The sequence below is a fragment of the Leyella stercorea genome, from assembly GCF_019052365.1.
Lineage (GTDB): Bacteria > Bacteroidota > Bacteroidia > Bacteroidales > Bacteroidaceae > Prevotella.
This window is the reverse complement of sequence record NZ_JAHQUY010000049.1, coordinates 1-24,310: the sequence shown is the minus strand read 5'-3', so window position 1 is coordinate 24,310 and position 24,310 is coordinate 1. Positions and strand designations below refer to the sequence as shown.

Genomic DNA, 24,310 nt, shown 5'->3' with positions numbered 1-24,310 from the left:
AGTGTCAGCCCTAATTTATTTTGTATGAAAAGTTTTAGCGGACAGCAATAAAAATAAATATTCATTTTACCGGCTTAATCATATTTTTAAACTACCTTTGTACGACACCAAGAAAAGAAACAGCATGGCAAAGCATAACAACACGGGCAAATGGGGCGAAGACCTGGCTGCCGACTATCTGCGCGAGAAGGGCTACGAGATAATCGAGCGTGACTGGCGCGACGGACACCGCGACATCGATATCATCGCGCGGTCGCCCGACTTGCGCACTATCGTATTCGTGGAGGTGAAGACGCGAGCTACGGATGTCATTACAAAGCCCGAGGAGGCTGTAGACCGAAGGAAGATTCGCAACATCGGCATGGCGGCTAACACGTATGTGAAGATGCTGAACGTGCTCGACGAACTGCGCTTCGACGTCGTTTCGGTCATCGGTGGAACGAAAGAGACGGCGCAGGTGGAGCACATCGTCGATGCGTTTAACCCGTGCATGGCGTTTTGAATTCAAAACTCTTCAAATGGATATATTAAAACTCACTGAGACGGCGTCTACGAACGACGTGCTTCTCGCCCACCCTGCCCCGCCAAACGGCGAGATGGTTGTGGCGGTGGCGGAATATCAGACGGCAGGACGCGGACAAGCCGGCAATTCTTGGGAGAGCGAGCGCGGCAAGAACCTGCTGTTCTCCATACTCACCTGTCCGCAAAACATAGCCATAGCCGACCAGTACGTGCTGTCGATGGCTGGGGCGCTGGCGCTGAAGGCTGCGCTCGACCGCTACACCGACCACATCACGCTGAAATGGCCCAACGACATCTACTGGCGCGACCGCAAGATAAGCGGAACGCTCATCGAAACCACCGTGAAGGGAAAACGCATAGACCGCTGCGTGCACGGCATCGGACTGAACGTGAACCAGCGCGAGTTTTGCAGCAATGCGCCCAATCCCGTGTCGCTATATAATATAATAGGTAGGGAGACGCCGCTCGAGGAAATGCTCGACGCCGTGCTCCGCAGCTTCGAACTCTACTACCGGCGCGCTGTGGAGGGCGACCGTGACGGCATCTGCGCCGAATACAACGCCGCTCTGTTCCGCCGCGAGGGCATGCACGCCTACGAAGACTGCGCCACGCACGAGCGCTTCGAAGCACGCATCAGCCGCGTGGCGCTCAACGGACGCCTTCATCTCACCGACACGCAAGGACTGGAACGCACGTATTGGATGAAGGAAGTGAGGTTTATAGTCTAATGGTTTGGCTACATCACAAAAAAGCAGTACATTTGCATCACAAGGGGGTGCACATAAGGGGGTGCACTTGTCTCAAGTGCACCAACCAAGCAAAGAATAGCACCAACAGCTCTGTTGGTGCAGCTGGGACAGCTGCACCCCCTAAGGTGCACCAACCAACCAAAGAATAGCACCAACAGCTCTGTTGGTGCAGCTGAGACAGCTGCACCCCCTAAGGTGCGCCAACCAACCAAAGAATAGCGCCAACAGCTCTGTTGGTGCAGCTGAGACAGCTGCACCCCCTAAGGTGCACCAACCAAGCAGAGAACACCCCAACAATAACAAATAACAAAACAAACCAAACATACAACATGGCAAAGTTCAAGAGAATTCTCCTCAAGCTCAGCGGCGAGAGCCTCATGGGCAAACAGAGCTTCGGTATCGACCCGGTACGTCTGGGCGAATACGCAGAGCAGATTAAGGAAGTGCACGAAATGGGCGTGCAGATAGGTATTGTAATCGGCGGTGGCAACATCTTCCGCGGACTCAGCGGCGCATCGAAAGGCTTCGACCGCGTGAAGGGCGACCAAATGGGCATGTGCGCTACCGTCATCAACTCGCTCGCACTCAGCTCGGCGCTCGGCGCACTGGGCGTGAAGACAAAGGTGCTCACAGCGATACGCATGGAGCCTATCGGCGAGTTCTACTCTAAGTGGAAGGCTATCGAGGCAATGGAGGCAGGATATGTCTGCATCTTCTCTGCCGGCACCGGCTCACCCTACTTCACCACCGACACCGGCTCATCGCTCCGTGGCATCGAGATTGAGGCTGACGTGATGCTCAAGGGCACACGCGTTGACGGCATCTACACAGCCGACCCCGAAAAGGACCCGACCGCTACGAAGTTCACAGACATCACTTACGACGAAATCTACACACGCGGCTTGAAGGTGATGGACCTCACCGCTACAACAATGTGCAAGGAGAACAACCTGCCCATCTACGTGTTCAACATGGACATCGTAGGCAACCTGAAGAAGGTGATGCAGGGCGAGGAAATCGGCACATTGGTACACAACTAATCATCAGGGGGTGCACTTGTCTCAAGTGCACCAACCAGTTTTTCTTTCTATGTAGAGGTTGTGTCATAACTCAATTAATGTAAAAAATCTACCATATCTCCCAGCAGGCGTACAATGCATTGTTGAATAGCGAGTTACGGGCTGGTAGATAGTATTTTATCTACCATCAATCTCCCAGCCTTGCGCAGCTATCTCCCAAGGGCAACACCTTAATAATTAGGCTTTTGCCCTTACAGGGCGTATGGTTCGTGTGTGTCTTTTAACCCAAGGCGCTGCCTTGGGCTATGTGGTGCTACCCCTTCGGGGCGTGTCGCTTGCGACTTTTGACACACCCTCCCAGAAAACGTATAAATACAGAAAGATGAATATTTCTTTACGCAAATCATTATTCGCAATAGCCCTCTTCTCGTTCGTCGGCGCCTTCGCGCAAGGCCCCAACAACAGCGGCACCTACTACAGCGCTGCCGACGGCAAGAAGGGAAAGGCTCTCAAGACTGCATTATCAAAGATTATCGGCAACCCAGACGTTGTTTCATATAAATCCTTACCGGAGGCTTACAAGAAGACCGACCGTCGCGACGACGGAAAGGTGTGGGATATGTATTCTTGCACGACTAACTACAACTTCAGCGACAACACTGGCAACTATAAGAAAGAGGGCGACATGTACAACCGCGAGCACTCTTTCCCGAAAAGTTGGTTCAATGAGGGACAACCTATGTACAGCGACATTGTTCACGTAGTGCCGTGCGACGGATACGTAAATAACCGACGTGGCAACAATCCGTTCGGCGAGACTAACGGCGACAAGTACAAGTCAAACAAGGGTTTCAGCAAACTCGGTAAGTCGACAACTCCCGGCTACACGGGCACCGTGTTCGAGCCGAACGACATCTACAAGGGTGACTTCGCGCGCATCTATCTCTACATGGCTACATGCTACGAGAGCAAGATAAGCAGTTGGTCGAGCCCGATGCTCGCCGGCAACTCCTATCCTGCTTACAAGGAGTGGGCGCTCAACCTGCTGCTGAAGTGGGCTGAGCAGGACCCCGTGAGCGAGAAGGAGGTGAACCGCAACACGGCTGCCTACGGCGTGCAGAAGAACCGCAACCCGTTCGTCGACTATCCTGGTCTGGAGCGTTACATCTGGGGCGACATGCAGAACGTGCCGTTCAGCTACGATAACTACCAGAACCCAACGTCGATCATCACCGTCAACGCACCCACCACTCCGCGCCCGGTACGCATCTACACCATCAGCGGCACACTCGTGCGCACTACCAACGATGCCGACCGCGCCCTCGACGGACTCAACAAGGGAATTTACATCGTAAACGGAAAGAAGTACGTTGTGCAGTAGAGCCTTTAAAAGTAAAAGAGTAAAAAAGTAAAAGCGGCTGCTGGAAATGTTTCGTTTCCTGCAGCCGCTTTTTCGTATGCCTTCGCAGATAACCTACACCTTAAAACGCCCACTTTACAGCCCACAGCGGCACATTCGTCAGCCAATCCTGCTCACGATAGTCGGACATAGAGAAGCGCACGCCGTGCAGACCAGGGTTGTCTATGACGAACTGGCGCAACGACTTCGCTCTGAGATTCTCCTCCGCCTTCACCTCTATCGGTATTATGTGCGTATCGTGCTGCACAACGAAATCAATCTCCAATGTCGAATTGTCATTGCTGTAATAGTAGACAAAGGTGCGCGGCAACGACTTCAGCTGTTGCAGGACATAGTTCTCGGTGAAAGCGCCTTTGTACTCTTCAAACACATTGTCGCCGATGAGTATCTGCTCGGGAGGCGTCTCAGACAAAGCACCGAGCAGTCCGCAGTCGAGCAGAAAGAGTTTGAAAGAAGACATATCTTCATAGAATTTCAGCGGCACAACCGGTTTGGTTATGCGATGCACCTTATGCACCAAACCCGAATCGACAAGCCACTGTATTGCTATCTCAAAATCGTTGGCACGTGCGCCCTTGCGCAGCGCTCCATAGATAAACTTCTTGTTGTCGCGAGCCAACTGCGACGGTATCGAATTCCACACCATGTTTATACGCTGCACCTGTTGTTTTGGTGCATGTTTCGACATATCGTTGCGATAGGCGTCTATTATCTTCGAATGGATGGAACGCACCTCCCATATATCTCCACGCTCCACGTATGCCTTCACAGCCTCCGGCATGCCACCTACGAAATAATACTGACGCAACAGTTCGGTCAGCATACCTCGCAATGGCGTCAGAGCCGTCCAACTGTTACTGCGCAGCAATTCTACAAGCTGCTCCTTACCCATAGCCAATAGAAATTCCTCGAAATCCATTGGATACATATACAACATATCCACCTTGCCAACGGGGAACGATGTGCCCTCGTGCAGGGTTATGCCAAGAAGCGAACCTGCTACAGCCACATGATACTCGGGTGCTTTCTCACAAAAATATTTCAACGAGGCAAGTCCACGCTCCACTTCCTGTATCTCGTCAAGAATAAGAAGTGTGGTTGAAGGCTTTATAGAGACGCCGGAGATTGCACTCAGACTGCGTATGATACGATCTACATCATAATCGACGAACATATTCTGCATATCGTTGTTGTCGTCGCAGTTGATATAGACCACTTCCGAGTATTCGCATGCTCCGAATTCTTTCAATATATAGGTCTTTCCTACCTGACGTGCGCCTTGTAGTATCAAAGGTTTACGGGTCGGCGATTCTTTCCATTTTTTAAGACTTGAATATATGCTACGCTCCATAATTACTTAATTTACTAATTTACTGACACTTACAATGCAAAGATACACTTTTCTAGGCGAACTTACAAGCATTCACCACACTTTTCTTGGGGAACTTTCACACGAACACCACACTTTTCTTGGGGAACTTGCCTATAAAACCACACGCTGAATCGGGTTGAGACCCGACAAAAACACAATTACCGCATACTGGAACTTCAATTACATGTATGCGGTAATGAAAGTTCCGGTATGCGGTAATGATGTTACCTGTATGCGGTAATCAGCTTACAACTATTGTTCAACGCTTTTAAGCCTATTGTTTAATGCTCTTAAGGCTCTTCCGGAATTTGGAGTGATTCAATTTACGAACCTATAAGTAGCGGAGGTCTCCGGCCTCCGCAGTACCAAGTCGAATACAAATCATTAATACTAATAATAGAGTTTGTATAATTGATTGTTGCGGAGGCCGGAGACCTCCGCTACTATATAGTTATAATAATAAACTATTATTATCACTCCAAATTCCAGATGACCCACTCTTAAGCCTCTAACGCAGCAACAAACTCGCGGTGGAATGTGCTGTGGAAGTGGATGATCTCGCGGCGAGCCTCGTCATCGAGTTCCCAGATGTTAGCTTCGCCGGCGCGGTGAGCCAGTATGTGGCGCACGCAGCGAGCAATCTTGCGCTTGTTGTTGCGCGCCTGGAGCTGGTCGCCCTGGATAGGCTTCTGCGAGATGTAGGAGAAGGCGCAGAGGCGCTGCATGAAAGCCTCGTAGCGGTTGAAGAGCAGTGCCTGACGCATCATCTTCTCGGGGTCGGCGTCGAGACCTTCCATGTCGATGAGTCCGTCGAGATTCTCGTGACTCCAGTCGGCATCGCCTAGCCAGTACCACTGGAAACCGAGGTGCTGCTCCATGTGCATGAGTCGCTGCGCAAGCATGTCCTCGTCTACGTTCTCCTCAGCGCTGAACTGCTCGAAGGCGAAGCGCGCGAGAGCCACTCCCGTGAGCTCTACAGCGTCGGCACCCTCCACCTCGTCGCCGGCGAGAGCGATGCGCCAGCGCGCCATCTTGTTCTTCACGAGCAGCGAGTGAGCGCCCATGAGCAGGTCGCTGAGCGGACCCTGCAGGTCTATCTCCTTAACAAGCTCCATGCGGTTGCGCATATCGCGCACCGAGAGCCGGTTGTCCTCGTTGAGCACGCACATATAGTTGAGTTTTCCCTCGTCGAGCGCAATCTGGAAGCGGTCGTTAGCCTGGTCGCCCACGAAAGCATACGAGTAGTTGTGGATGTCGCTGTGCGCTATCTCGATGTCGCCCGAGAGCTTGTTGTCGTCGGCGTCGAGCAGAGAGAAGCCCACATACGGTATCTGCAGGCGCAGCGTGAACGGGTTGCCCTCGCGCGGAGTGAGTCGGCAGCTGATGCCGTCGTCGCCGAAGTCGTCCTTGCGCACCACGAAGCCCTCGTCGGTCTCGTGCGCACGGTCTATCTCGACTGTGCCCTGGCGCCATGTGAAGTCGAACACAATCTCCTGGTCGTCCTCGCGCACTACAGAGAGGAATCTGTCCGGCGAGATGCCGAGATACACAGCCTCTACCGGCTCTACCTCCTCGTCGCCCTCGCCGAGCACACAGATGTCGAGACGGCCCACCATCGGGTCGTCTTCCCAGTCGTCGGCGTTGGCTCCTTCGGCGCGGAACACCACAAACGAGAGGCGGCACTGCTGGCGTGTGCCGTCAGCGCGGCAGATGAAATAAGAAGTTTCTTCGGGTACGTAGATCGGCGTGCTGATGTACGGGTTCGTGCAGCGAGCCGAGTATTCTACCTCGGTCCAAACGGACGAGGCGTGAGTGTTTTTACTGCTTGTCATATATACTTTACAATGTTATCCTTTACCTGATTTCGGGAGCGCAAGCCGCGAATTGCGGCAAACGGACTGCAAAATTACTAAAAAATGGCGAAACAAGCAAGTTGGGAGTTGAGAATTGAGAGTTATGAACCTATAAGTAGCGGAGGTCTCCGGCCTCCGCAGCACCAAGTCGAATACAAATCATTATTACTAATAATAGAGTTTGTATCATTGATTGCTGCGGAGGCCGGAGACCTCCGCTACTATATAAACATGTTACGTTATATTATTATAACTCCAAATTCCAGATGACCTTTAATTATTTCTTCTGTGTCTTCGAGAACGAGTACGGAGCGTCGCTCTCAGCTGTGCCGCGCTGCTTGTTAGGCTCCGACGCCATGTCGTAAACGAACTGAGCGCCGTTCATAAGGTCGGTGCGCGTAACATAGTTCTTCGTATACGGAGCGCCGTTGAGCTGCAGTGTCTTCACGTAGCAGTTCTCGTCCTCGTTGTTGCGTGCCTTGATGCTCACGCTCTTGCCGTTCTCGAGGTGGAGCGTCATCTCGTCGAAGCGCGGTGCGCCGAGCACATACTCGCCCGAGCCTGGGCATACCGGGTAGAAGCCCATTGCCGAGAACACATACCATGCAGAAGTCTGTCCGTTGTCCTCGTCGCCGCAGTAGCCGTCGGGGTTAGCGTTGTACATGCGGTCCATAGTCTGACGAATCCAGTACTGCGTCTTCCAAGGCTCGCCCGAGTAGCCGTAGAGGTAAATCATGTGCTGTACGGGCTGGTTGCCGTGAGCGTAGTTGCCCATGTTCATAATCTGCATCTCGCGAATCTCGTGGATAACGGCGCCGTAGTAGCTGTCGTCGAACAATGGCGGCACGTTGAACACCGAGTCGAGCATCTGGTTGAACACCTGCTTGCCACCCATGAGGTCGATGAGTCCCTGCGGGTCGTGGAACACCGACCATGTGTAGTGCCAAGCGTTGCCCTCGGTGAAGGCGTCGCCCCACTTCAGCGGAGAGAACGGCTTCTGGAACTCGCCGTTCTTCAGACGACCACGCATGAGGTTGGTCTCCTTGTCGAACACATTGCGGTAGTTGAACGCGCGCTTGCGGAACGGCTCAAGCTCCTTCTTCGACTTGCCAAGCTGCTTGCCGAACTGATATATACACCAGTCGTTGTAAGCGTACTCGAGTGTGCGAGCCACGTTCTCGTTTATCTTCACGTCGTAAGGCACGTAGCCCAGCTTGTTGTAGTATTCGTAGCCGAGACGTCCGGTAGACGAAACAGTCGGGTGAACAGCCTTTGTGCCATGCACTACAGCCTCCCAGAGCTTCTCAGCGTCATAGTTCTTCAGTCCGCAGAGGTAAGCGTCAGCCACGATAGACGCCGAATTGTTGCCCACCATGCAGTCGCGATGACCCGGCGAAGCCCACTCGGGCAGGAAGCCGCTCTCCTTGTATGCGTTCACCAAGCCAGCCTGCATCTTCTCGTTCATCGACGGATACATCACATTGAGCAGCGGGAAGAGACAGCGGAAGGTGTCCCAGAAGCCGGTGTCGGTGAACATATAGCCGGGCAGCACCTCGCCGTTGTACGGCGAATAGTGTACGATTTCGCCCTGCGCGTTCTTCTCGTAGAACGAGCGCGGGAAGAGCACCGAGCGGTAGAGGCACGAATAGAACGTGCGGAGGTGGTCGATGTCGTGCGACTTCACCTCTATCTTGCCCAGCACGTCGTTCCATGTCTTGCGTCCGCGCGCCTTCACAGCGTCAAAATCGTCGTTGCCCAACTCCTTGAGGTTCTCTACAGCCTGCTCCTCAGAGATGAACGACGAGGCGATGCGCACGTTGAGCTGCTCGCCGCGCTTTGTCTTGAAGCCTACGATGGCACCGGCGTGGTTGCACTGGCTCACCAGTTCGCCACTCTTTATCTCGCCGTTAACGACAACGGATGTATATGCGAACGGACGGTCGAACTTCATCACGAAGTAGTTCTTGAAGTTCTCGGGCACGCCACCGTTGTTCTTTGTCGTATAGCCCACAACCATGTTCTGCTCGGGCAGCACCTTAACGTATGAGCCATCGTCGTAAGCGTCAACGACGAAGCTCGCCTGCTCCGCTTCGGGATACGTAACGCGCATGATGGCAGCACGCTCCGTGGGCGCAATCTCGGTGACGATATCGTAGTCGGCAAGGTAGGCACGATAGTAGTAAGGTGTGGCCACCTCAGCCTTGTGCGAGAACCACGACGCGCGCTTCTCCTCGTCGAACACGGGTGCGCCTACCTCAGGCATAACAGCAAACTGACCATAGTCGTTAATCCACGGACTCGGCTGGTGGGTCTGCTTGAAACCGCGCAGCTTGTCGGCAGAATAGGTGTATGTCCAGCCGTCGCCCATCTTTCCGGTCTGCGGTGTCCAGAAGTTCATACCCCACGGCATTGCAACGGCAGGATAGGTATTACCCGTAGAAAGCGAGTGCTTCGACTCCGATCCGACAAGCGTGCTGACGTAGTCGACCGGCTCGTAGGTCTTGGCAGTGCCTGCACAAACGGAAGCGAGTGCGAGCACGGCTGTGAATAGTTTTCTCTTGTTCATATTTGTTTGTTTTAGTTATTGTAGATAATGCTTATAAGAGTCTTTCCGCAAACGACGGAAACGCACTTGGTGCGAAGAAGGCACGCTTCTTCATTGCAAAGTTAGCGATTTCAGACGAAATACACAATAAATAACGCGCACATACGTTGTTTATTATAAACAATAAACACATGAAAGCAATAATTTCGCTCGCAATATTCCTCATGGCTACGCTCACGGCGTGGGCAGACAGCGCAAAGGACAGATGGACTGTCTATCAGAGTTACAGCAACATCACGGAGATAGAGCCGGCAGGCAACGTCTGCTTCGTGCTGGCTTCAAACTCGGTGTACTCTTACGACACTACCGACGGACTCGTGCAGACCTACGACAAGGCTGGCGTGATGTCGGACGTGGGAGTGAGCCACATAGCTTGGGCTAAGGCTTCGAAACGACTGGTCGTGGTGTACACAAACTCGAACATCGACTTGCTGTCTGCCAACGGCGACGTGATAAACGCGCCCGACTTCTACCTGAAGACGACGACGCTCGACAAGACTATCAACCATATCGACTTCGACGGACCGTACGCTTACCTCTCCACGGCGTTCGGCGTGCTGAAGCTGAACACGCGCGACGGTGCCATCATGGACACTTACGACCTGGGCACCAACGTGAGCTATACGTACGTGAAGAACGGATACCTCTACGCCGAGTCGAAGGAACGCGGACGCCTGCGCTGCAAGCTCACCGACAATCTGCTCGACAAGAGCAACTGGGTGCGCGAGGACGGATTCACCACGCTGCGCGAAGACCGCACCAACGTGCAGGACGCACAGACCAAACTCTGGTGGACAAAGACCGCCGACGGCAAACTGACTTTCTACGCTCTTGACGCTGACGGCAAACGCACATACATGACGGAGGGCGTACAGCCCGAAGGTCCTGTGTCGAACAACTTCTACCGCCTCTATGCTCACAACGGAAAGATATACGCTGTGGGCGGAATGTGGAGTCAGGAGACGGATGGCAAACAGCCTGGCGAGGTGCATGTTTGGGACGGCACTACATGGAGCCACTTCGAACAGCCTACAGCCGAACAGCTTGGTCATAATAACGAAGACTATCTGTGCATGGACTTCGACCCGCTGAAGGAGGGTCACGTGATGGTGGGCGCAAAGAGCGGTCTGTACGAGTTTCAGGACGGCAAGTTCGTGAAGTGCTACAATAGTAACAACAGCCCGCTTGAGTCGGCTACAGCCGACAAGAGCAAGAACTATGTCATGGCAACCGGCGTGAAGTACGACCCTACGGGCAATCTGTGGGTGCTGAACAGCCAGACCACAAATCCGCTGAAAATGCTCGGCAAGGACGGCGAGTGGAGCGTGATGAACAACATCGGATTGACGAAGGACAACGCTTGGGATGTGAAGGAGCTGTTCCTGAGTCCGACATACGGCTACTTGTGGTTCGTGAACAGCTACTGGGAGGAGACGAAACTCTTTGCCTACGACTACAAGAACAACAAGCTGTACGACGCAGGTGGACCAACATTCACAAACGAGGACTACACTACGCTGAAGCCATACTATCTGTTTCATGTAACGGAGGACAAGAACAAAAATATTTGGCTGTCGACATCGGCGGGTCCGCTGTATATGACGCCGAACGACGTAGCTAACGGCGGCGGACTGGTTACGCAGCACAAAGTGCCGCGCAACGACGGAACGAACCTCGCCGACTATCTGCTCTCTAACGTAGAGACACGCTGCATCGCCGTCGACGGCGGCAACCGCAAGTGGATAGCCACTTCGAGCGGTGTGTTCCTCATCAGCGACGACTGCAACACGCAGATCGAGCACTTTACTACCGACAACTCGCCGCTACCTTCGAACACGGTCTACTACGTGCTGGCAGACCCTAACTCGAACATGGTTTATTTCGCAACGGAGAAGGGTCTGTGCTCGTATCAGAGCGACGCAACAACACCGAGCGAGAAGATGACGAAGGACAACGTGTATGCATACCCTAACCCCGTGACGCCCGACTACACGGGATACATCACCGTGGTGGGTCTGAGCTATAACGCCGACGTGAAGATTGTGACCTCGAACGGCACTCTCGTAAACCAGGGCAGAAGTACGGGCGGTTCGTACCGCTGGAACGGATGCGACCTTAAGGGCAAGCGCGTGGCGAGCGGCATATACATGGTAGAGGCAGCCACCGAAGACGGCGGCAAGGGAACGGTCTGCAAGATAGCTGTTATCAACTAACTCCAGGTGGATATGATTTCTGTTTGCATCGCTACATACAACGGCGCAAGGTACATTGGCGAGCAGTTGGCGTCGATACTCAAGCAACTCTCTGCCGAGGACGAAGTGGTGGTGAGCGACGACGGGTCTACGGACGGAACCTTAGACATTGTGCGCAGCTTCAACGACCGCCGAATACGCATCGTTGACGGACCGCGGCGCCACTCGCCTACGCTCAACTTCGAGTGGGCGCTGCGCAATGCCAAAGGCGAATACATTTTTCTTGCCGACCAGGACGACGTATGGCTTGAGGGCAAGGTGACGAGATGCGTGGAGGAACTACAGATGTGCGACTGCGTAGTGAGCGACGCGAGGGTTACAGACAGCCTTCTGAACACAACAAGCGAGTCGCTTTACCAGCTGATGCACGTAAGACGCGGACGTCTCTCTAATCTTCTCTGGCGCAATGGCTATACGGGCTGTTGCATGGCGTTCAAGCGTGAGGTGCTGAGCAAGGCGCTGCCCTTCCCTACCGACATCCCGATGCACGACATCTGGATCGGCAACGTGGCGGCTTTCTGTGGCAGGCTGCACTTCATCGACGACCGACTGCTGTTGTTCCGCCGACACGATGCGACTGCTTCGTGCAACGGCAAGGGAAGCACCTACTCGCTTTGGCAGAAACTTTCGTTCCGCTGGCACACGCTTAAGAATATCGTCAAACTGAAAACCGGAATAAGATAACCTTATCTCAATACGCGATAGAAAAAAACGTAATCTATGACTCTGAGCATAATAATACCTATATATAATGTGGCTGACTCGCTTCGCCGATGCGTAGACAGCGTGCTTGCGCAGCGCATCAGCGACTGCGAACTGCTACTCGTCGACGACGGTTCGACCGACGAGAGCTGGCTGATAGCGGACGAGTATGCCGCTAAGCACGCTTGCATCAGGTGCTTCCACAAACCTAACGGCGGACTCTCCGATGCTCGCAACTTCGGACTGCAACATGCCGTGGGCAGATACGTAACGTTCGTGGACAGCGACGACGAGGTGGCGGCTGATACGTATGCGCCGCTGCTCGATGCGCTCGCCAAACATGCCGAATACGACATCATCGAATTCACAATGCTGCAGAAGCCTGGGCTGCCCGACGAGACGCTGTTCCAGCCTGGCGAACATGTCTTCGACGATGCGCTCGACTGGCTCGCCTACATGGGTACGGAGCATTGCTGGGTGTGCAACAAGATATTCAAGCGCGAGCTGTTCGACAACGTGAGGTTTCCGATAGGAAAGAAGTTTGAGGATATGCTGACGCACATCGAACTGATAAAGCAGCACCCGTGCATAGCTACCGTCAACCACGGACGCTACATCTACCATTATAATGCGGAGGGCATAGCGGCGAAGGACAAGACTAACGGACTGACTTCGCTGCTCGAAGCACAGCTCACTCTGGTTGACGAACTGGGCATAGACACCCGTCAACGACGCTGGCACCGCCTGTATATGAACATGCTTACGGCGCAACTCTACTCCTTCCGCCGCACAGAGACCATACTTCTGAAGCCTCAGCGCATAGCCCTTTCGGGTTACGCTACGTGGAAAGACTCGCTGAAGGCGCTGCTCGTAGACACAATCGGTCTGCGAATGACGTGCCGTTTATTCAAAACATTAAGCCGATAAGATTATGAAGATAGTATATATTGTTGAGGATTTTGCCGAGAACGGCGGCGTAGAACGCATTGTCTCGCTGAAGGCTAACGAACTTTCGACAAAGTACGGGCACGATGTGACGATAGTATCTGTGTACAAGGACGAACGACCCATGCTGTATAGTCTCGACAAGAGCATAGGGTTCGTGAGACTCGACGTGCCGTTCGCCACGAAAAGCCACAGACGCATTGCGACACTCGAAAGTAGGGTGGCGACGCTCGCACGTGCTGCAAGCCGACTCAACAAGGCGGTGAAGCAGCTCGACCCCGACGTCATCTTCTTCACCACAACGCTCGGCGCGCTGCTTCTTCCGTTCTGTCGCACGAAGGCAAAGCGTGTGTACGAGTCGCATCTTGCGCGTCCGTTCAATCCGTACCAACAGTTGTTCTGGCTCACAAAGCGTAGCGCCGACGCCGTTATCTGCCTCACGAGGGGCGACATGCACGCTTTCGGAGACGGCAGGAACGTGCGGCTGATACCCAACTTCATTGAGCAACCGAAACGCAGCGTGGCAGACTACGGTCGGAAGAAGGCGATAGCTGTGGGCAGACTGGAGGATCAAAAGGGGTTCGATATGCTCATCGACTGCTGGAAACGAGTGGCTGAACAGCATCCCGACTGGCACCTGGACATATACGGTGTGGGGTCGCTCCACGACAAGCTGCAAGAACAAATAGACCAGCTGTGTCTGAACGACTATATCACACTCTGCGGACGCTCCAACAACATAATGGATGTCTACCCCGAATACAGTCTGCACATCATGTCGTCGCGCTATGAGGGTCAGCCGATGACACTCATCGAGGCGCAGGCGTGCGGTCTGCCTTCTGTAGTGTTCAACTTCAAGTTCGGTGCGGCTGACATTGTGCAGAACGGTGTCAACGGCATCATCGTGGAGCAGGACGACTGCAAGGCGTTCAGCGAGGCACTTTGCAAAATGATGAGTTCGGAGGATATGCGCAAGAAGTACGGAGAGAATGCGCTCGAAGTGGGCAGACAGTACTTCAAGGATAATGTTTTTGGAAAGTGGGTTGAGCTTATCAACACCCTAAAACAATAGGTTCGGTGACCGTGCAGCGAACGCGATCCGATTGGATGGCGGACGCAATCTGATCGGGCGGCGGACGCAATCTGATCGGGCGGCGTACGGAATCCAATCGGATTGCGAACGCCACACGATGCTAAAGACTATAATTTAGCATGCTAAAGACTATAATATAACTGTTCATATTGCTTCGCTACAAGGCGATAATCGTGATACTTATGAACAAACTGTATGCTCTCTTGCGCCATTCTTTCGAGCATTCCGTCGGTGAAGAGGGCACGCTCAATCGCCGTGATGTTCTCCTCGTCGGGCACATCGGGGCGCACGTTGATAATCGGGCGCAACGTATCCTCGCCTATAAACTCATAGTATTCTTCTTCGCCTCCACCGATGACAACCGTTCCGCGAGCCATTGCCGCAAGCGAATTCATCGACGGCGTGTAGCTGTATAGCTGGTCGACAAGCACGTCAGCCTCAGCAAGCAGGTGCATGTACTCGTCGTAAGGCACTCCTTCTACGTACTTAATCTGCACCTTGCCGGGATGTCTACGCGCCACCTCCTCAACGAAGGCTGCTATCTTCATTGCGCCCTTCATGAAGTCGCGCTTGGGCTGAAGACCGATGAGGATAGTGAGGGGGTGAGAGGGTGCGTCATTACCCACACATTTCACCATCTCACCATCACACCATCTCACCATCTCTTCACACTCCATGGGCAGCGGGATGTAATGGAGTTTGGCAGCGTAGGGCGGTTCGTTGTAATCGAGCCAATACTCGTAGAGACAAGCCACGATGGCGTCAGCCATGCTGGTCGTCTTACGCCACGAAGCCTCAGCACCGTGCTCAACGACTTCGGCGATGCGGTCGCGATGCTGGTCGGCGTTCTGCAATTGCCCGCTCCAATAGGTGTCGGAATAGGCAGGTACGCCCTGCGCCTGACGACGGAATATCTGCGGGTCGTCGCCAAAACAGCCTTTCACAACGCGGCGGTTGGTGAGCTTGAGGAAGCGCAGCAGCAGCGTGTTCCAGCGATACATGAGCGGCACAAACTGATAGTTGTGTATCTGCACCACGTCGTTGCCGCACAGTTGCGGCAGATGGCGCAGCAACTGCCATACCACTCGCAAGCCGCCGAGCTTGCCCCAACGCCCGTCGCGGCGCAGGTCGATGTCGCGCGGAGCATCGTGCCAGCCATTGCCGTCGGACATGGTCAGCACGCGGTGTCCACGCTCGACGAGTCCTTTCTTCAAAGTATTGTGAAGAAAGCTCGCCTCGCCTATCAACAGTATCTTCATAAATCGTCTTTTTTATGATGGTGATGTGGTGAGATGGTGATGTGGTGAGATATGTGGGGTAATGTCAACACCTCAACATCTCAACACCTCAATATCTCACAACCGCTTGAAGTTGCCGTTACCGTCGAGCACCTCGTAAGTCTCTACCGTGACACGCTTGCCCTTTATCTGCAGCACGTCGAACGAAGCGTTGCCGTCCTCGTCGCGCCAGGCGTTATTCACCTGGTGGATGTCGTAGCCACGATAGTGCTGCACGGATTTGGCGTGGGTATGACCGACGAAGAACGCAGCGAGGTTATAGTGCTCAAGAATGTCGAACAGCTGCGTGCGCTGCTCCTCCGTCCACCACTCCAACGCCCACGCGTCGAAGCCGTAGTGCTGCACGTAGACCACCGGCTTGCCGTCGGAAGCGTACTTCTTCAGGTCGTCGGCAATCCACTGCATGTTGCTCTCGCAGTAGGTGGTGTCGCCGGCAGCGAGTTGTCCGCACACGAAGTGAACGCCGCCGATGTCGAACGAGTAGGAACGCGACGAGCGGTGTATGTTCAAGATGCGTCCAGCCTGCTTCATGTCGAGCAGCGTAGAGTCGAGGTAGTGGAGATTAAACTCCATACCTATGCGGTTCTGATCTGGTCTGCCACTCTCGGGCGATATGTCGTGGTTGCCGAAAGTGGGATAAGTGTCGTAGTGAATCTGCCGGTAGCCGGGTCCTCGCTCCCAACGCTGCCGGTAGAGGTCGAGTATCTTCGGGTCTGACTTGTCGAAAAGGTCGCCGGCGAGTATCACGCCGTCGATGCGACGATGGTCGCCGAGCGCATTTATGGCGAGCACATGGTGAAACTGGTCGGTCTCTGGCGGCATATCGAAATGCAGGTCGGCTGCTATGACGACGGTGCAGTTTGCCTCACGCTTCTTCTCCGACGCGTAGCCGTTGAGGGCTGAGAGCGCGAAAAGCAGCAGAGTGGCGAATATCATTTTTGTAAGCATAGTGAGATGTTGAGGTGGTGATAAGATGTTGTTATGGTGAGATGGTGAGATGTTGAGATATGTTGTGGTGGTGATGGGATGGTGAGGTGGTGAGATGAACACATCAACATTACATATGTCAACATCTCAACACCTCAACAGCAGAACGCAACTAAATTGCGTTCTGCCCAACCTTGATTTCCTTCTCCACACTCTCGCCGTCGCCCCAGATGAGCGTCAGCTTGAATGGGATATTCGTATTGATAGTAACTTTCGGTTTCTCGTTAACAGAACTGCGCTTAGCCACCTTGAACGAGATATTGCCGTCGGCACCGAGCGGATAGCGGTCGATGCCGTAAGCGTCGAGCAGCTGCACGTCGAGCGTCACGTGCGAGTCCTGTATGTCGGCACGTATGCCGAAGATATACTCGATAAGGTCGGCGATTGGCGGCAGACCGGTCCAACCCACAAAGTCCTTGCGAGCCATGAAGCCCGGCGCAGCATCCTCCGGAGCGTAATACTCCCAGAACGTGCCCGTCTTCTTATACACCTTCAGCACGTTGTTGTAATGGTTCATCACGATGTCGTGAGCCAGTCGGCGATAGCCTTTCTCCACGAGTCCCGAAACAACCATATAGTTGGTTCCGGGCCATACGCCGCCTTCCCAATAGCGTCCGTTAGCCTTATACTTCGGGTTGTCGGCAGCAAGCGATGCCACACGGTGCGGGCGGTTGAACTTGCAGGTGTCGTCGAGGTGCTCCACGAGACGGTCGAGGCGCTGCTTGGGCAGCACATCGGTATGCAAAGCCCAGTAAGCATAGATGCCCTGCGTCGTAGAGAGCGAGTCGTTGGCATACTGGTCGTAGAGGAATCCGTCGCGTTCGCTCCACATGTTCTTGTTGATGTACGCCGAGAGATTCTTTATGTCGTCCTCGAACTCCTCTATCTCCTGCCAGCGCTCAAGGTAGAAGCCCATCTTCAGCAGAATGTTCGCCACCATTATCTGCTGCAGGCAGGCGTCGAGCCATATCATGTGACCGTTGCTATAGATAGTGTTGTAGCCTTCGGGCACGCGCGGCATATTGTCCATGCCTGTGCCCCATCCGCTGCTCCAGTATGTACCGTTGCGCCAGGTGCGGTTGAGCTTCAGCCACTTGTAGTAGGCGGCAAGCACGGGGAACACCTTGTTCAGACGATTGTCGTCGCCGAACTGCGTGTAGTAGAGCCACTCCGACCACGGCAGCAGGTTCGGACCAGTAGATGTAGGGTCGTAGCGACCGAAGCAGTCGGAGCCGTCGGCGCGTATCTCGCGACAGATGAATCCGTCGGGATGCTGCTTAGCGTAGAAGTTGTCGAGCGTCTTCTGGAACGGGAAGAAGCGGTCGCCGTAGCGGCAGAACATCGTGATGAACGCATCGTCCCACATGAAGATGTTACCATTGTAGGCGGGCGAGATGTATGAGGTGACGAAGCCCGAGTCGTCGAGCGGCTGGCAGACGTTCTTCAGACCTATCTGCCACGCCTTCCAGTACATCTCTATCTCCTTCTGGTGTCCCTCCCAATAGGGCGAGGGCAGCACTTTGCGTGCCTGCTCGAAGGTGCCGGGCTTCGGTTTCTCAACCTTAGCCGTGCGGAACGTGTTCTCCGCCACGAGTGTCTGCATGACGTAGGTGTTCTTGTAAGGCAGCTTGTAGAGCGGCGAACCAGAAGATATGAGGTTCTGCGCTGGCGCAAGCACCGCAAAGAGCGAGGCTGTAAGGGTTAATATCGTTTTCTTCATCTTATTTGTATATTACTTGATTACTCCGTATGTGAGCAACTGCTTGATGCGCTTGAACACGTCGGTGTTCTCGTAGATTCCGGTGAAGTGTTCTGCGCCCGGACCGAAGGCGTAGACCGGAACCATAGCGCCAGAGTGGTCGCGTGTAGAGAAGCAGCACTCTACACGTCCTTCGTTCTTGTCGCCGTTGACGAGCGTGAGTCCGCCAGTCTCGTGGTCGGCTGTTACCACGACGAGTGTCTCGCCGTCTTCTGCCGCCCACTTCATCACCTTACCAATGGTCTGGTCGAAGTCGAGCGTCTCCTTCATGAGCATATCGAGCTGGTTGAAGTGTCCGTAGTCGTCGAGCTGCGAGCCTTCGATCATCATGAAGAAGCCCTTCTTGTTGCGGTTCATCAGTTCGATGCCCTTCATCGAAGCACGCGCAAGCAGGTCGCCGCGCTCGTCGGGCAGCGGAGTGTCCTTGTCGTAAGGCACGGCAAAGATGTTGCTGTTGGTGTCGTATGCGAAGAAGTCGTCGAGCGAACGCGAAACATGATAGCCCTTCACACGCAGTTCGTTGAAGATGTCGCGTCCGTCCTTGCGGTTAGTGAACTTCTCCGCACCACCGCCGAACACGAAGTTGACACCACTCGTAGGATAGTCGCCGACGAGTTCTTCTTCCTTGTCGCGGTCGATGTTATGGCAGCAGAAATCGCATGGCGTAGCGTCCCACAGACGGCATGTGACGGCGATGCCCGCATCCTTGCCAAGCTTCTTCGCCACGTCTACGAGCGACGTCAGCGGCTTGCCTTCGGGGTCGACGCCTACGGCATGGTAGCAGGTCTTTACGCCCGTAGCGAGCGATGTTCCGCCCGAACCGGAGTCGGTTACGAGCTTGTTGGTTGCCCAAGTCTTCGACAATCCGGTGGCTGTAGCGTTTTCGAGCCACAGTTTTCCGCGGTTGGCTGTCCACGCCGTATAGACGTGCATGAGGCTCATGCCGTCGCCAATCATCAATATCACGTTCTTCACCTTCTTGCCTTTCGGCGCCTTTATCTTCTCAACGGCGTATGGCTTGTCGTATGTGAAGGTTTGTGTGGGCATGTTGTACTGTGCGCTGGCTGTGACTGCGCATACGGCAAGAGACACAATAGCAAATAGTCTGTTTATTTTCATAATGTTCTATAGATTGTTTGTTATTTTGTTGTTTGTCTTTCTTTCATGGTCGGCAACGGCTGAAGAACAACCTGCGGAGGTCGTTTTCAGTCGACTGCTTAGGTGTAGACAAAGGTAAGAATAATTTTTGTGAACCGGAAAGTTTTCTATACATTGAGGGGTATAATTGCGTTTTTTTCTTTACATTTGCATAGAAACCGCACCTTAGCGTGCGTTATGAATTAATCGGACAAATCAAAAAAGAATAATCATTTATGAGAAAAACATTGCTTCTGATCTTTACGGCTTTGTCATTGTTACCATGCAACGCCCAAGAGCAAGGGTCGGCAGACATCATACCCATGCCTAACAAGCTGGAGGTGACTGCTGGCAGAGTGCTCAGACTCGGCAGCGAAGTGAAGGTAAGCATACCGAAAGACCTCAACAAGCGGAAGGCAATAGTTGGCTACCTTGAAGGCAGACTGAACGACAACAACATACACACAAGGTCGACAACGGCGAAGAAAGCGCAACTGCTGCTGGTGGTGGACAACACTCTGCAGGACGAAGCCTACGAACTGACGGTGACGCCGAAGCGTGCCGTTATAAAGTCGAACGCTCAAGGGGCAGGTTTCTTCTACGGCGTGCAGTCGTTCATGCAGCTGGTGCCGGCGGAGGCTGACGCAGAGGCTGCGGTTCAGTGCGTAGAGATAAAGGATGCGCCGCGCTTTCAGTATCGCGGTGCGATGATTGACGTGGCTCGCAACTTCCAGTCGAAGCAGACCGTGCTGCGCTTCATCGACCTTATGGCGGCGTTCAAGATGAACCGACTGCACATTCATCTCACCGACGACCAGGGCTGGCGCATCGAGATAAAGCGCTATCCGCGACTTACGGAGGTGGGATCGAAGCGCAGTCAGACTATGATTGGTCACTCCGACTACTACTATCCGCGCCGATTCGACGGAAAACCGCAGGAGGGTTTCTACACGCAGCAGGACATTAAGGAGATGGTGGCGTATGCTGCCGACCGATTCATCACGATTATACCAGAGATAGAAATGCCGGGACATTCGTCGGCGGCGCTGGCGGCTTATCCGCAGTATTCGTGCGGACTGGGCAAGCAGTATGTGGTGCGCGACTATATGGACATCTTCGACGAGGTGTACTGTCCGCAGGAGCAGACGTTCGAGTTCTTGCAGAACGTGCTGACGGAGGTGATGGATCTGTTCCCGAGCGAGTATATACACATCGGCGGCGACGAGTGTCCGAAGAAGGCGTGGAAGGTTTGTCCGCGCTGCCAGGCGCTGATAAAGAAGCTGAATCTGAAGGACGAACACGAGCTGCAGAGCTGGTTCATCCATCGCATTGAGCGGTTCGTGAACAGCAAGGGAAAGAACATCATCGGCTGGGACGAGATTCTGGAGGGCGGACTGGCGCCTAACGCCACCGTGATGTCGTGGAGAGGCGAAGTGGGCGGCATTGAGGCTGCGAAGATGAAGCACAAGGTGATAATGACGCCGGGCGACTACTGCTATATCGACCACTATCAGGAGGACCCTGAGCATGCTCCGCTTGCCATCGGCAGCTATCTGCCTTTGGACAGCGTGTATGCGTACAATCCGTTGCCCGAGAGTCTTACGCCGGAGGAGCAGAAGTACATAATCGGTACGCAGGCTAATCTTTGGGGCGAGTATGTGCAGACGGCTGATTATCTGGAGTATATGGCTTATCCGCGACTGATGGCTATGGCTGAGGTGCAATGGACCGACGCTGAGAAGAAGGACGTCAACAATTTCCACAAACGGCTAAAGACGCAGTTTGCATGGCTCGACAAGAAGGGCGTGCATGCCTGCCGCAACTTCTATGAGGCTGAGTTCGGCGGCGCATGGAACAATGCGCAGAACGTATATGAGGTGAAGCTCAAGACGCTCTGCCCCGACGCCGAGATACGCTATGCGCTCGACTGCGCCGACGAGAACCGCTTCAAGACCTACTCTGCGCCGATAGCTCTCGACAAGGAGACGGAGTTGTGGGCGGCAGTGTATGTAGACGGCAAGCGGATGGGCGGCATAACGCATAAACGCTTCGCCGTGAATAAGGCTACGGGCTGCGAATATACGTGCTCGCCGAAGGCTGCTTGGGAGAATATGCACGAAGGATATGCGCTCACCGACGGACTGCGCGGATTCTCGAAGGACACGCGCTACTGGACGGGCTTCAACAAAGACACGCTGCGGATAGACATCAGTCTGCACGAGGCGACGACAATCAGCAGAGTGAAACTCGGTACGCTGTGGCGCACTTGGAACGCCGTATGGCCCGTGCGCGAAGTGAGGGTGATGGTTTCTGACGACGGCAACGAATACAGAACGGTTGCTTGTAAGAAACCCGAATACGACTTCTCGCTTACCGAGGCTACACGCTTCCCCGTCGAGGTGAAGTTCGAGGAAAGCGGCGCAAGGTTTGTAAGGCTCGTGATTCTGGGTGGCGGAAAGTGTCATGAGGGTCATTACAACGCCGGCGAACCGAGCGAACTGGCATTGGACGAGATTGAGATTTACTAAGCACGGCAACCACACGTTTCAAAACAAAATGCAATGAACGGACAAACCAATAAGAACAACTATAAACAACTATAACAAATGAACAAAAACCTATTAGTTACTTTGCTCTTCTTGCTGGCAGCAGGAACCGCATTTGCACAACACAAGTTCCGTTTCAATAACGACGGCAAGTTCAAGATTGTGCAGTTCACCGACATCCATTGGGACCCGACATCTGCCGGATGCGACACCACACGCAACACCATCCTCTCCGTACTGAGTCAGGAGAAGCCCGACATAGCTATTCTCACGGGCGACATCGTTACTTCGAATCCTGCGAAGAAGGGTTGGGAGGCTATAATAAAGATTTTCGAGGAGGCAAAGATGCCGTTCGCCGTGACGCTGGGCAACCACGACGCCGAGCCGCAGTATATGAGCAAGCAGGAGATATTCGACGAGCTGCTGAAGTCGCCTTACTTCGTAGGCTCGCACGGACCGCAGGGCATTCCGGGGCATGGCCAGTATGTCATTCCGGTGTACGGGTCGAAGGAGAAGGACAAGGTGCAGTCGCTGCTCTACTGCATCGACTCTAACGATTATCCCGAAACCGACGAGCTGGGTCACTACGACTGGATTCACTTCGAACAGATTGCGTGGTACCGCGACCAGAGCAAGCACTACACAGAACTGAACGGCGGCACTCCTCTGCCGGCGTTGGCGTTCTTCCACATCGCTCTGCCCGAATATCGCAACCTTATGAACCGCCCTGGCACTTGGGGCAGATGCGACGAGGGCGAGGTATGCGCTGCTGACATCAACAGCGGAATGTTCGCTTCGTTCGCCGAATGTAAGGACGTGATGGGCGTGTTCGTGGGTCACGACCACGACAACGAGTTCATAGGTCAGGAGAAAGGCATCTGTCTTGCCTACGGACGTGTGACTGGTACGGACGCTTACGGCGGACTGGTGCGCGGCGGACGCGTTATCGAGATGTATGAGGGCGAAAGACGCTTCGACTCGTGGGTGACTACACCGCAGGGCAGAGACTTCGCCTACTACTATCCGTCGGGCATCACGTCGATTGACGAGGAGGGTCCGTATCTGCCGGCTCTGAACGTGAAACCGAAGAAGCACGGCGTGAACTATACTTACTATGAGGGCAAGTTCAAGAAGACTGCCGACATCTTCAACAATGGTAAGAAGGTGAAGGATGGCGTGCTCAGCAACTTCATCATCACCGAGGCTCGAAGCGAGGACCACTTCGGCTACGACTTCCGTTCGTTCATAAAGATACCCGAGAAGGGCGTCTACTACTTCGACATTGCTTCCGACGACGGCTCGCGCCTGTTCATCGACGGCAAGGAGATTATCGACAACGACGGTTCGCACAGTCAGGAATTCGTAGCTGGTAAGGTGGCGCTGGAAGCCGGCTTCCACGAGATGCGCATCATTTACTTCGAGGACTACATGGGACAGAGCCTTAAGATAAAGATCACGGACAGATACAACAGTAGTCGCATACTTCCAGACGACATGCTTTACACCAAGTAAGATTACCACGTAGGTAAAACATCATTTCCGCATATCGGTAACAATGTTACAGATATGCGGGAATATCATTACCACGCCACGAGAATAATACATGTCATAAGCATCAACCAACTTAAACTGTATTTTAACGCTTTAAGTTCTATAGTTTAATAATGTGATTGTTGGACTTTCTTGCTCTGGCAAGCGGCAAAGACGGGCTGAAAGCCCAATAATCACATAGCCCAGGGCAACGCCCTGGGTAAACATTATACCACACATCTCCATTCGCCCTGTAAGGGCAAAAGCCTAATTATTAAGCTGTTGCCCTTACAGGGTGCACTAATCAATATATACACTCAATACCCAGGGCGTTGCCCTGGGCTATGTGGTTGTTGGGCTTTCAGCCCGTTTACGACCACATTTTTAGTTTTACCTGACAGCAATAAAAGAAAAAAAACTCCGCACTGCGAAACATTCTGCTGTGCGGAGTTTTGTTGTTTAATAATATTGCTGTCCGCTAAAACTTTTCATACAAAATAAATTAGGGCTGACACTTCTCA

The 24,310-nt window shown here is 53.6% G+C and carries 17 protein-coding genes; 10 read left to right on the top strand and 7 right to left on the bottom strand.

Annotated features, from left to right (window positions below; all coding sequences use genetic code 11):
* Window positions 1-124: 124 nt before the first annotated feature.
* From KTQ90_RS09325 to KTQ90_RS09310, 4 genes are all read left to right on the top strand, one after another.
* A complete protein-coding gene (locus tag KTQ90_RS09325) occupies window positions 125-502 on the top strand; it encodes a YraN family protein (RefSeq protein ID WP_022158006.1) in 378 nt (125 codons plus the stop codon).
* 16 nt (window positions 503-518) lie between these two features.
* Window positions 519-1,250, top strand: a complete 732-nt coding sequence (locus KTQ90_RS09320; RefSeq protein ID WP_217318189.1) for a biotin--[acetyl-CoA-carboxylase] ligase — start codon at window positions 519-521, stop codon at window positions 1,248-1,250.
* Window positions 1,251-1,600: 350 nt separating this feature from the next.
* Window positions 1,601-2,311, top strand: coding sequence for a UMP kinase (gene pyrH, locus KTQ90_RS09315; protein WP_118354805.1), 711 nt, complete (start codon window positions 1,601-1,603; stop codon window positions 2,309-2,311).
* Window positions 2,312-2,672: 361 nt separating this feature from the next.
* Window positions 2,673-3,671 (top strand): endonuclease, encoded by a 999-nt coding sequence (locus KTQ90_RS09310; RefSeq protein WP_217318188.1) that lies wholly within the window; start codon window positions 2,673-2,675, stop codon window positions 3,669-3,671.
* 100 nt (window positions 3,672-3,771) lie between these two features.
* On the opposite strand, the gene KTQ90_RS09305 is transcribed toward KTQ90_RS09310, so the two are convergent.
* The 3 genes from KTQ90_RS09305 to KTQ90_RS09295 form a co-directional block, all read right to left on the bottom strand.
* Window positions 3,772-5,061 (bottom strand): ATP-binding protein, encoded by a 1,290-nt coding sequence (locus KTQ90_RS09305; protein ID WP_217318187.1) that lies wholly within the window; start codon window positions 5,059-5,061, stop codon window positions 3,772-3,774.
* 521 nt (window positions 5,062-5,582) lie between these two features.
* Window positions 5,583-6,914 (bottom strand): hypothetical protein, encoded by a 1,332-nt coding sequence (locus KTQ90_RS09300; protein WP_254359617.1) that lies wholly within the window; start codon window positions 6,912-6,914, stop codon window positions 5,583-5,585.
* Window positions 6,915-7,212: 298 nt separating this feature from the next.
* On the bottom strand, window positions 7,213-9,501 hold the full coding sequence (locus KTQ90_RS09295; RefSeq protein WP_217318186.1) for a GH92 family glycosyl hydrolase: 2,289 nt from the start codon (window positions 9,499-9,501) through the stop codon (window positions 7,213-7,215).
* A gap of 170 nt (window positions 9,502-9,671) precedes the next feature.
* Here KTQ90_RS09295 and porZ point away from each other — a divergent pair, with 170 nt between their 5' ends.
* Genes porZ through KTQ90_RS09275 form a run of 4 tightly spaced genes read left to right on the top strand, consistent with a single transcriptional unit; the run spans window position 9,672 to window position 14,511 of the window.
* Window positions 9,672-11,753: a type IX secretion system anionic LPS delivery protein PorZ gene (porZ, locus tag KTQ90_RS09290; RefSeq protein WP_217318185.1), complete on the top strand. Its 2,082-nt coding sequence runs from the start codon at window positions 9,672-9,674 to the stop codon at window positions 11,751-11,753.
* Between the two features lie 12 nt (window positions 11,754-11,765).
* Window positions 11,766-12,476, top strand: a complete 711-nt coding sequence (locus KTQ90_RS09285; RefSeq protein ID WP_217318190.1) for a glycosyltransferase family 2 protein — start codon at window positions 11,766-11,768, stop codon at window positions 12,474-12,476.
* Between the two features lie 36 nt (window positions 12,477-12,512).
* Window positions 12,513-13,421 carry a glycosyltransferase family 2 protein gene (locus KTQ90_RS09280; RefSeq protein ID WP_217318184.1) on the top strand — a complete coding sequence of 303 codons (909 nt, stop codon included), beginning with the start codon at window positions 12,513-12,515 and terminating at the stop codon, window positions 13,419-13,421.
* A 4-nt stretch (window positions 13,422-13,425) separates the two neighbouring features.
* The gene (locus KTQ90_RS09275; RefSeq protein ID WP_217318183.1) at window positions 13,426-14,511 is read left to right on the top strand and encodes a glycosyltransferase family 4 protein; all 1,086 of its coding nucleotides are present in this window, start codon (window positions 13,426-13,428) and stop codon (window positions 14,509-14,511) included.
* Window positions 14,512-14,654: 143 nt separating this feature from the next.
* Here the strand turns inward: KTQ90_RS09275 and KTQ90_RS09270 are convergent, their stop codons facing one another.
* The 4 genes from KTQ90_RS09270 to KTQ90_RS09255 form a co-directional block, all read right to left on the bottom strand.
* Window positions 14,655-15,791 carry a glycosyltransferase family protein gene (locus tag KTQ90_RS09270; protein WP_217318182.1) on the bottom strand — a complete coding sequence of 379 codons (1,137 nt, stop codon included), beginning with the start codon at window positions 15,789-15,791 and terminating at the stop codon, window positions 14,655-14,657.
* Window positions 15,792-15,887: 96 nt separating this feature from the next.
* Entirely contained in the window at window positions 15,888-16,880 is a 993-nt protein-coding gene (locus KTQ90_RS09265) for a metallophosphoesterase family protein (RefSeq protein WP_217318181.1), read from the bottom strand.
* A 49-nt stretch (window positions 16,881-16,929) separates the two neighbouring features.
* Window positions 16,930-18,537, bottom strand: a complete 1,608-nt coding sequence (locus KTQ90_RS09260) for an MGH1-like glycoside hydrolase domain-containing protein (RefSeq protein ID WP_217318180.1) — start codon at window positions 18,535-18,537, stop codon at window positions 16,930-16,932.
* A 12-nt stretch (window positions 18,538-18,549) separates the two neighbouring features.
* Entirely contained in the window at window positions 18,550-19,695 is a 1,146-nt protein-coding gene (locus KTQ90_RS09255) for an alkaline phosphatase (protein ID WP_217318179.1), read from the bottom strand.
* A gap of 254 nt (window positions 19,696-19,949) precedes the next feature.
* On the opposite strand from KTQ90_RS09255, the gene KTQ90_RS09250 reads away from it, so the two are divergent.
* Together KTQ90_RS09250 and KTQ90_RS09245 are read left to right on the top strand one after the other, a co-directional pair.
* The gene (locus KTQ90_RS09250; protein ID WP_217318178.1) at window positions 19,950-22,241 is read left to right on the top strand and encodes a glycoside hydrolase family 20 protein; all 2,292 of its coding nucleotides are present in this window, start codon (window positions 19,950-19,952) and stop codon (window positions 22,239-22,241) included.
* Window positions 22,242-22,319: 78 nt separating this feature from the next.
* On the top strand, window positions 22,320-23,771 hold the full coding sequence (locus KTQ90_RS09245; RefSeq protein ID WP_217318177.1) for a PA14 domain-containing metallophosphoesterase: 1,452 nt from the start codon (window positions 22,320-22,322) through the stop codon (window positions 23,769-23,771).
* Window positions 23,772-24,310 lie beyond the last annotated feature (539 nt).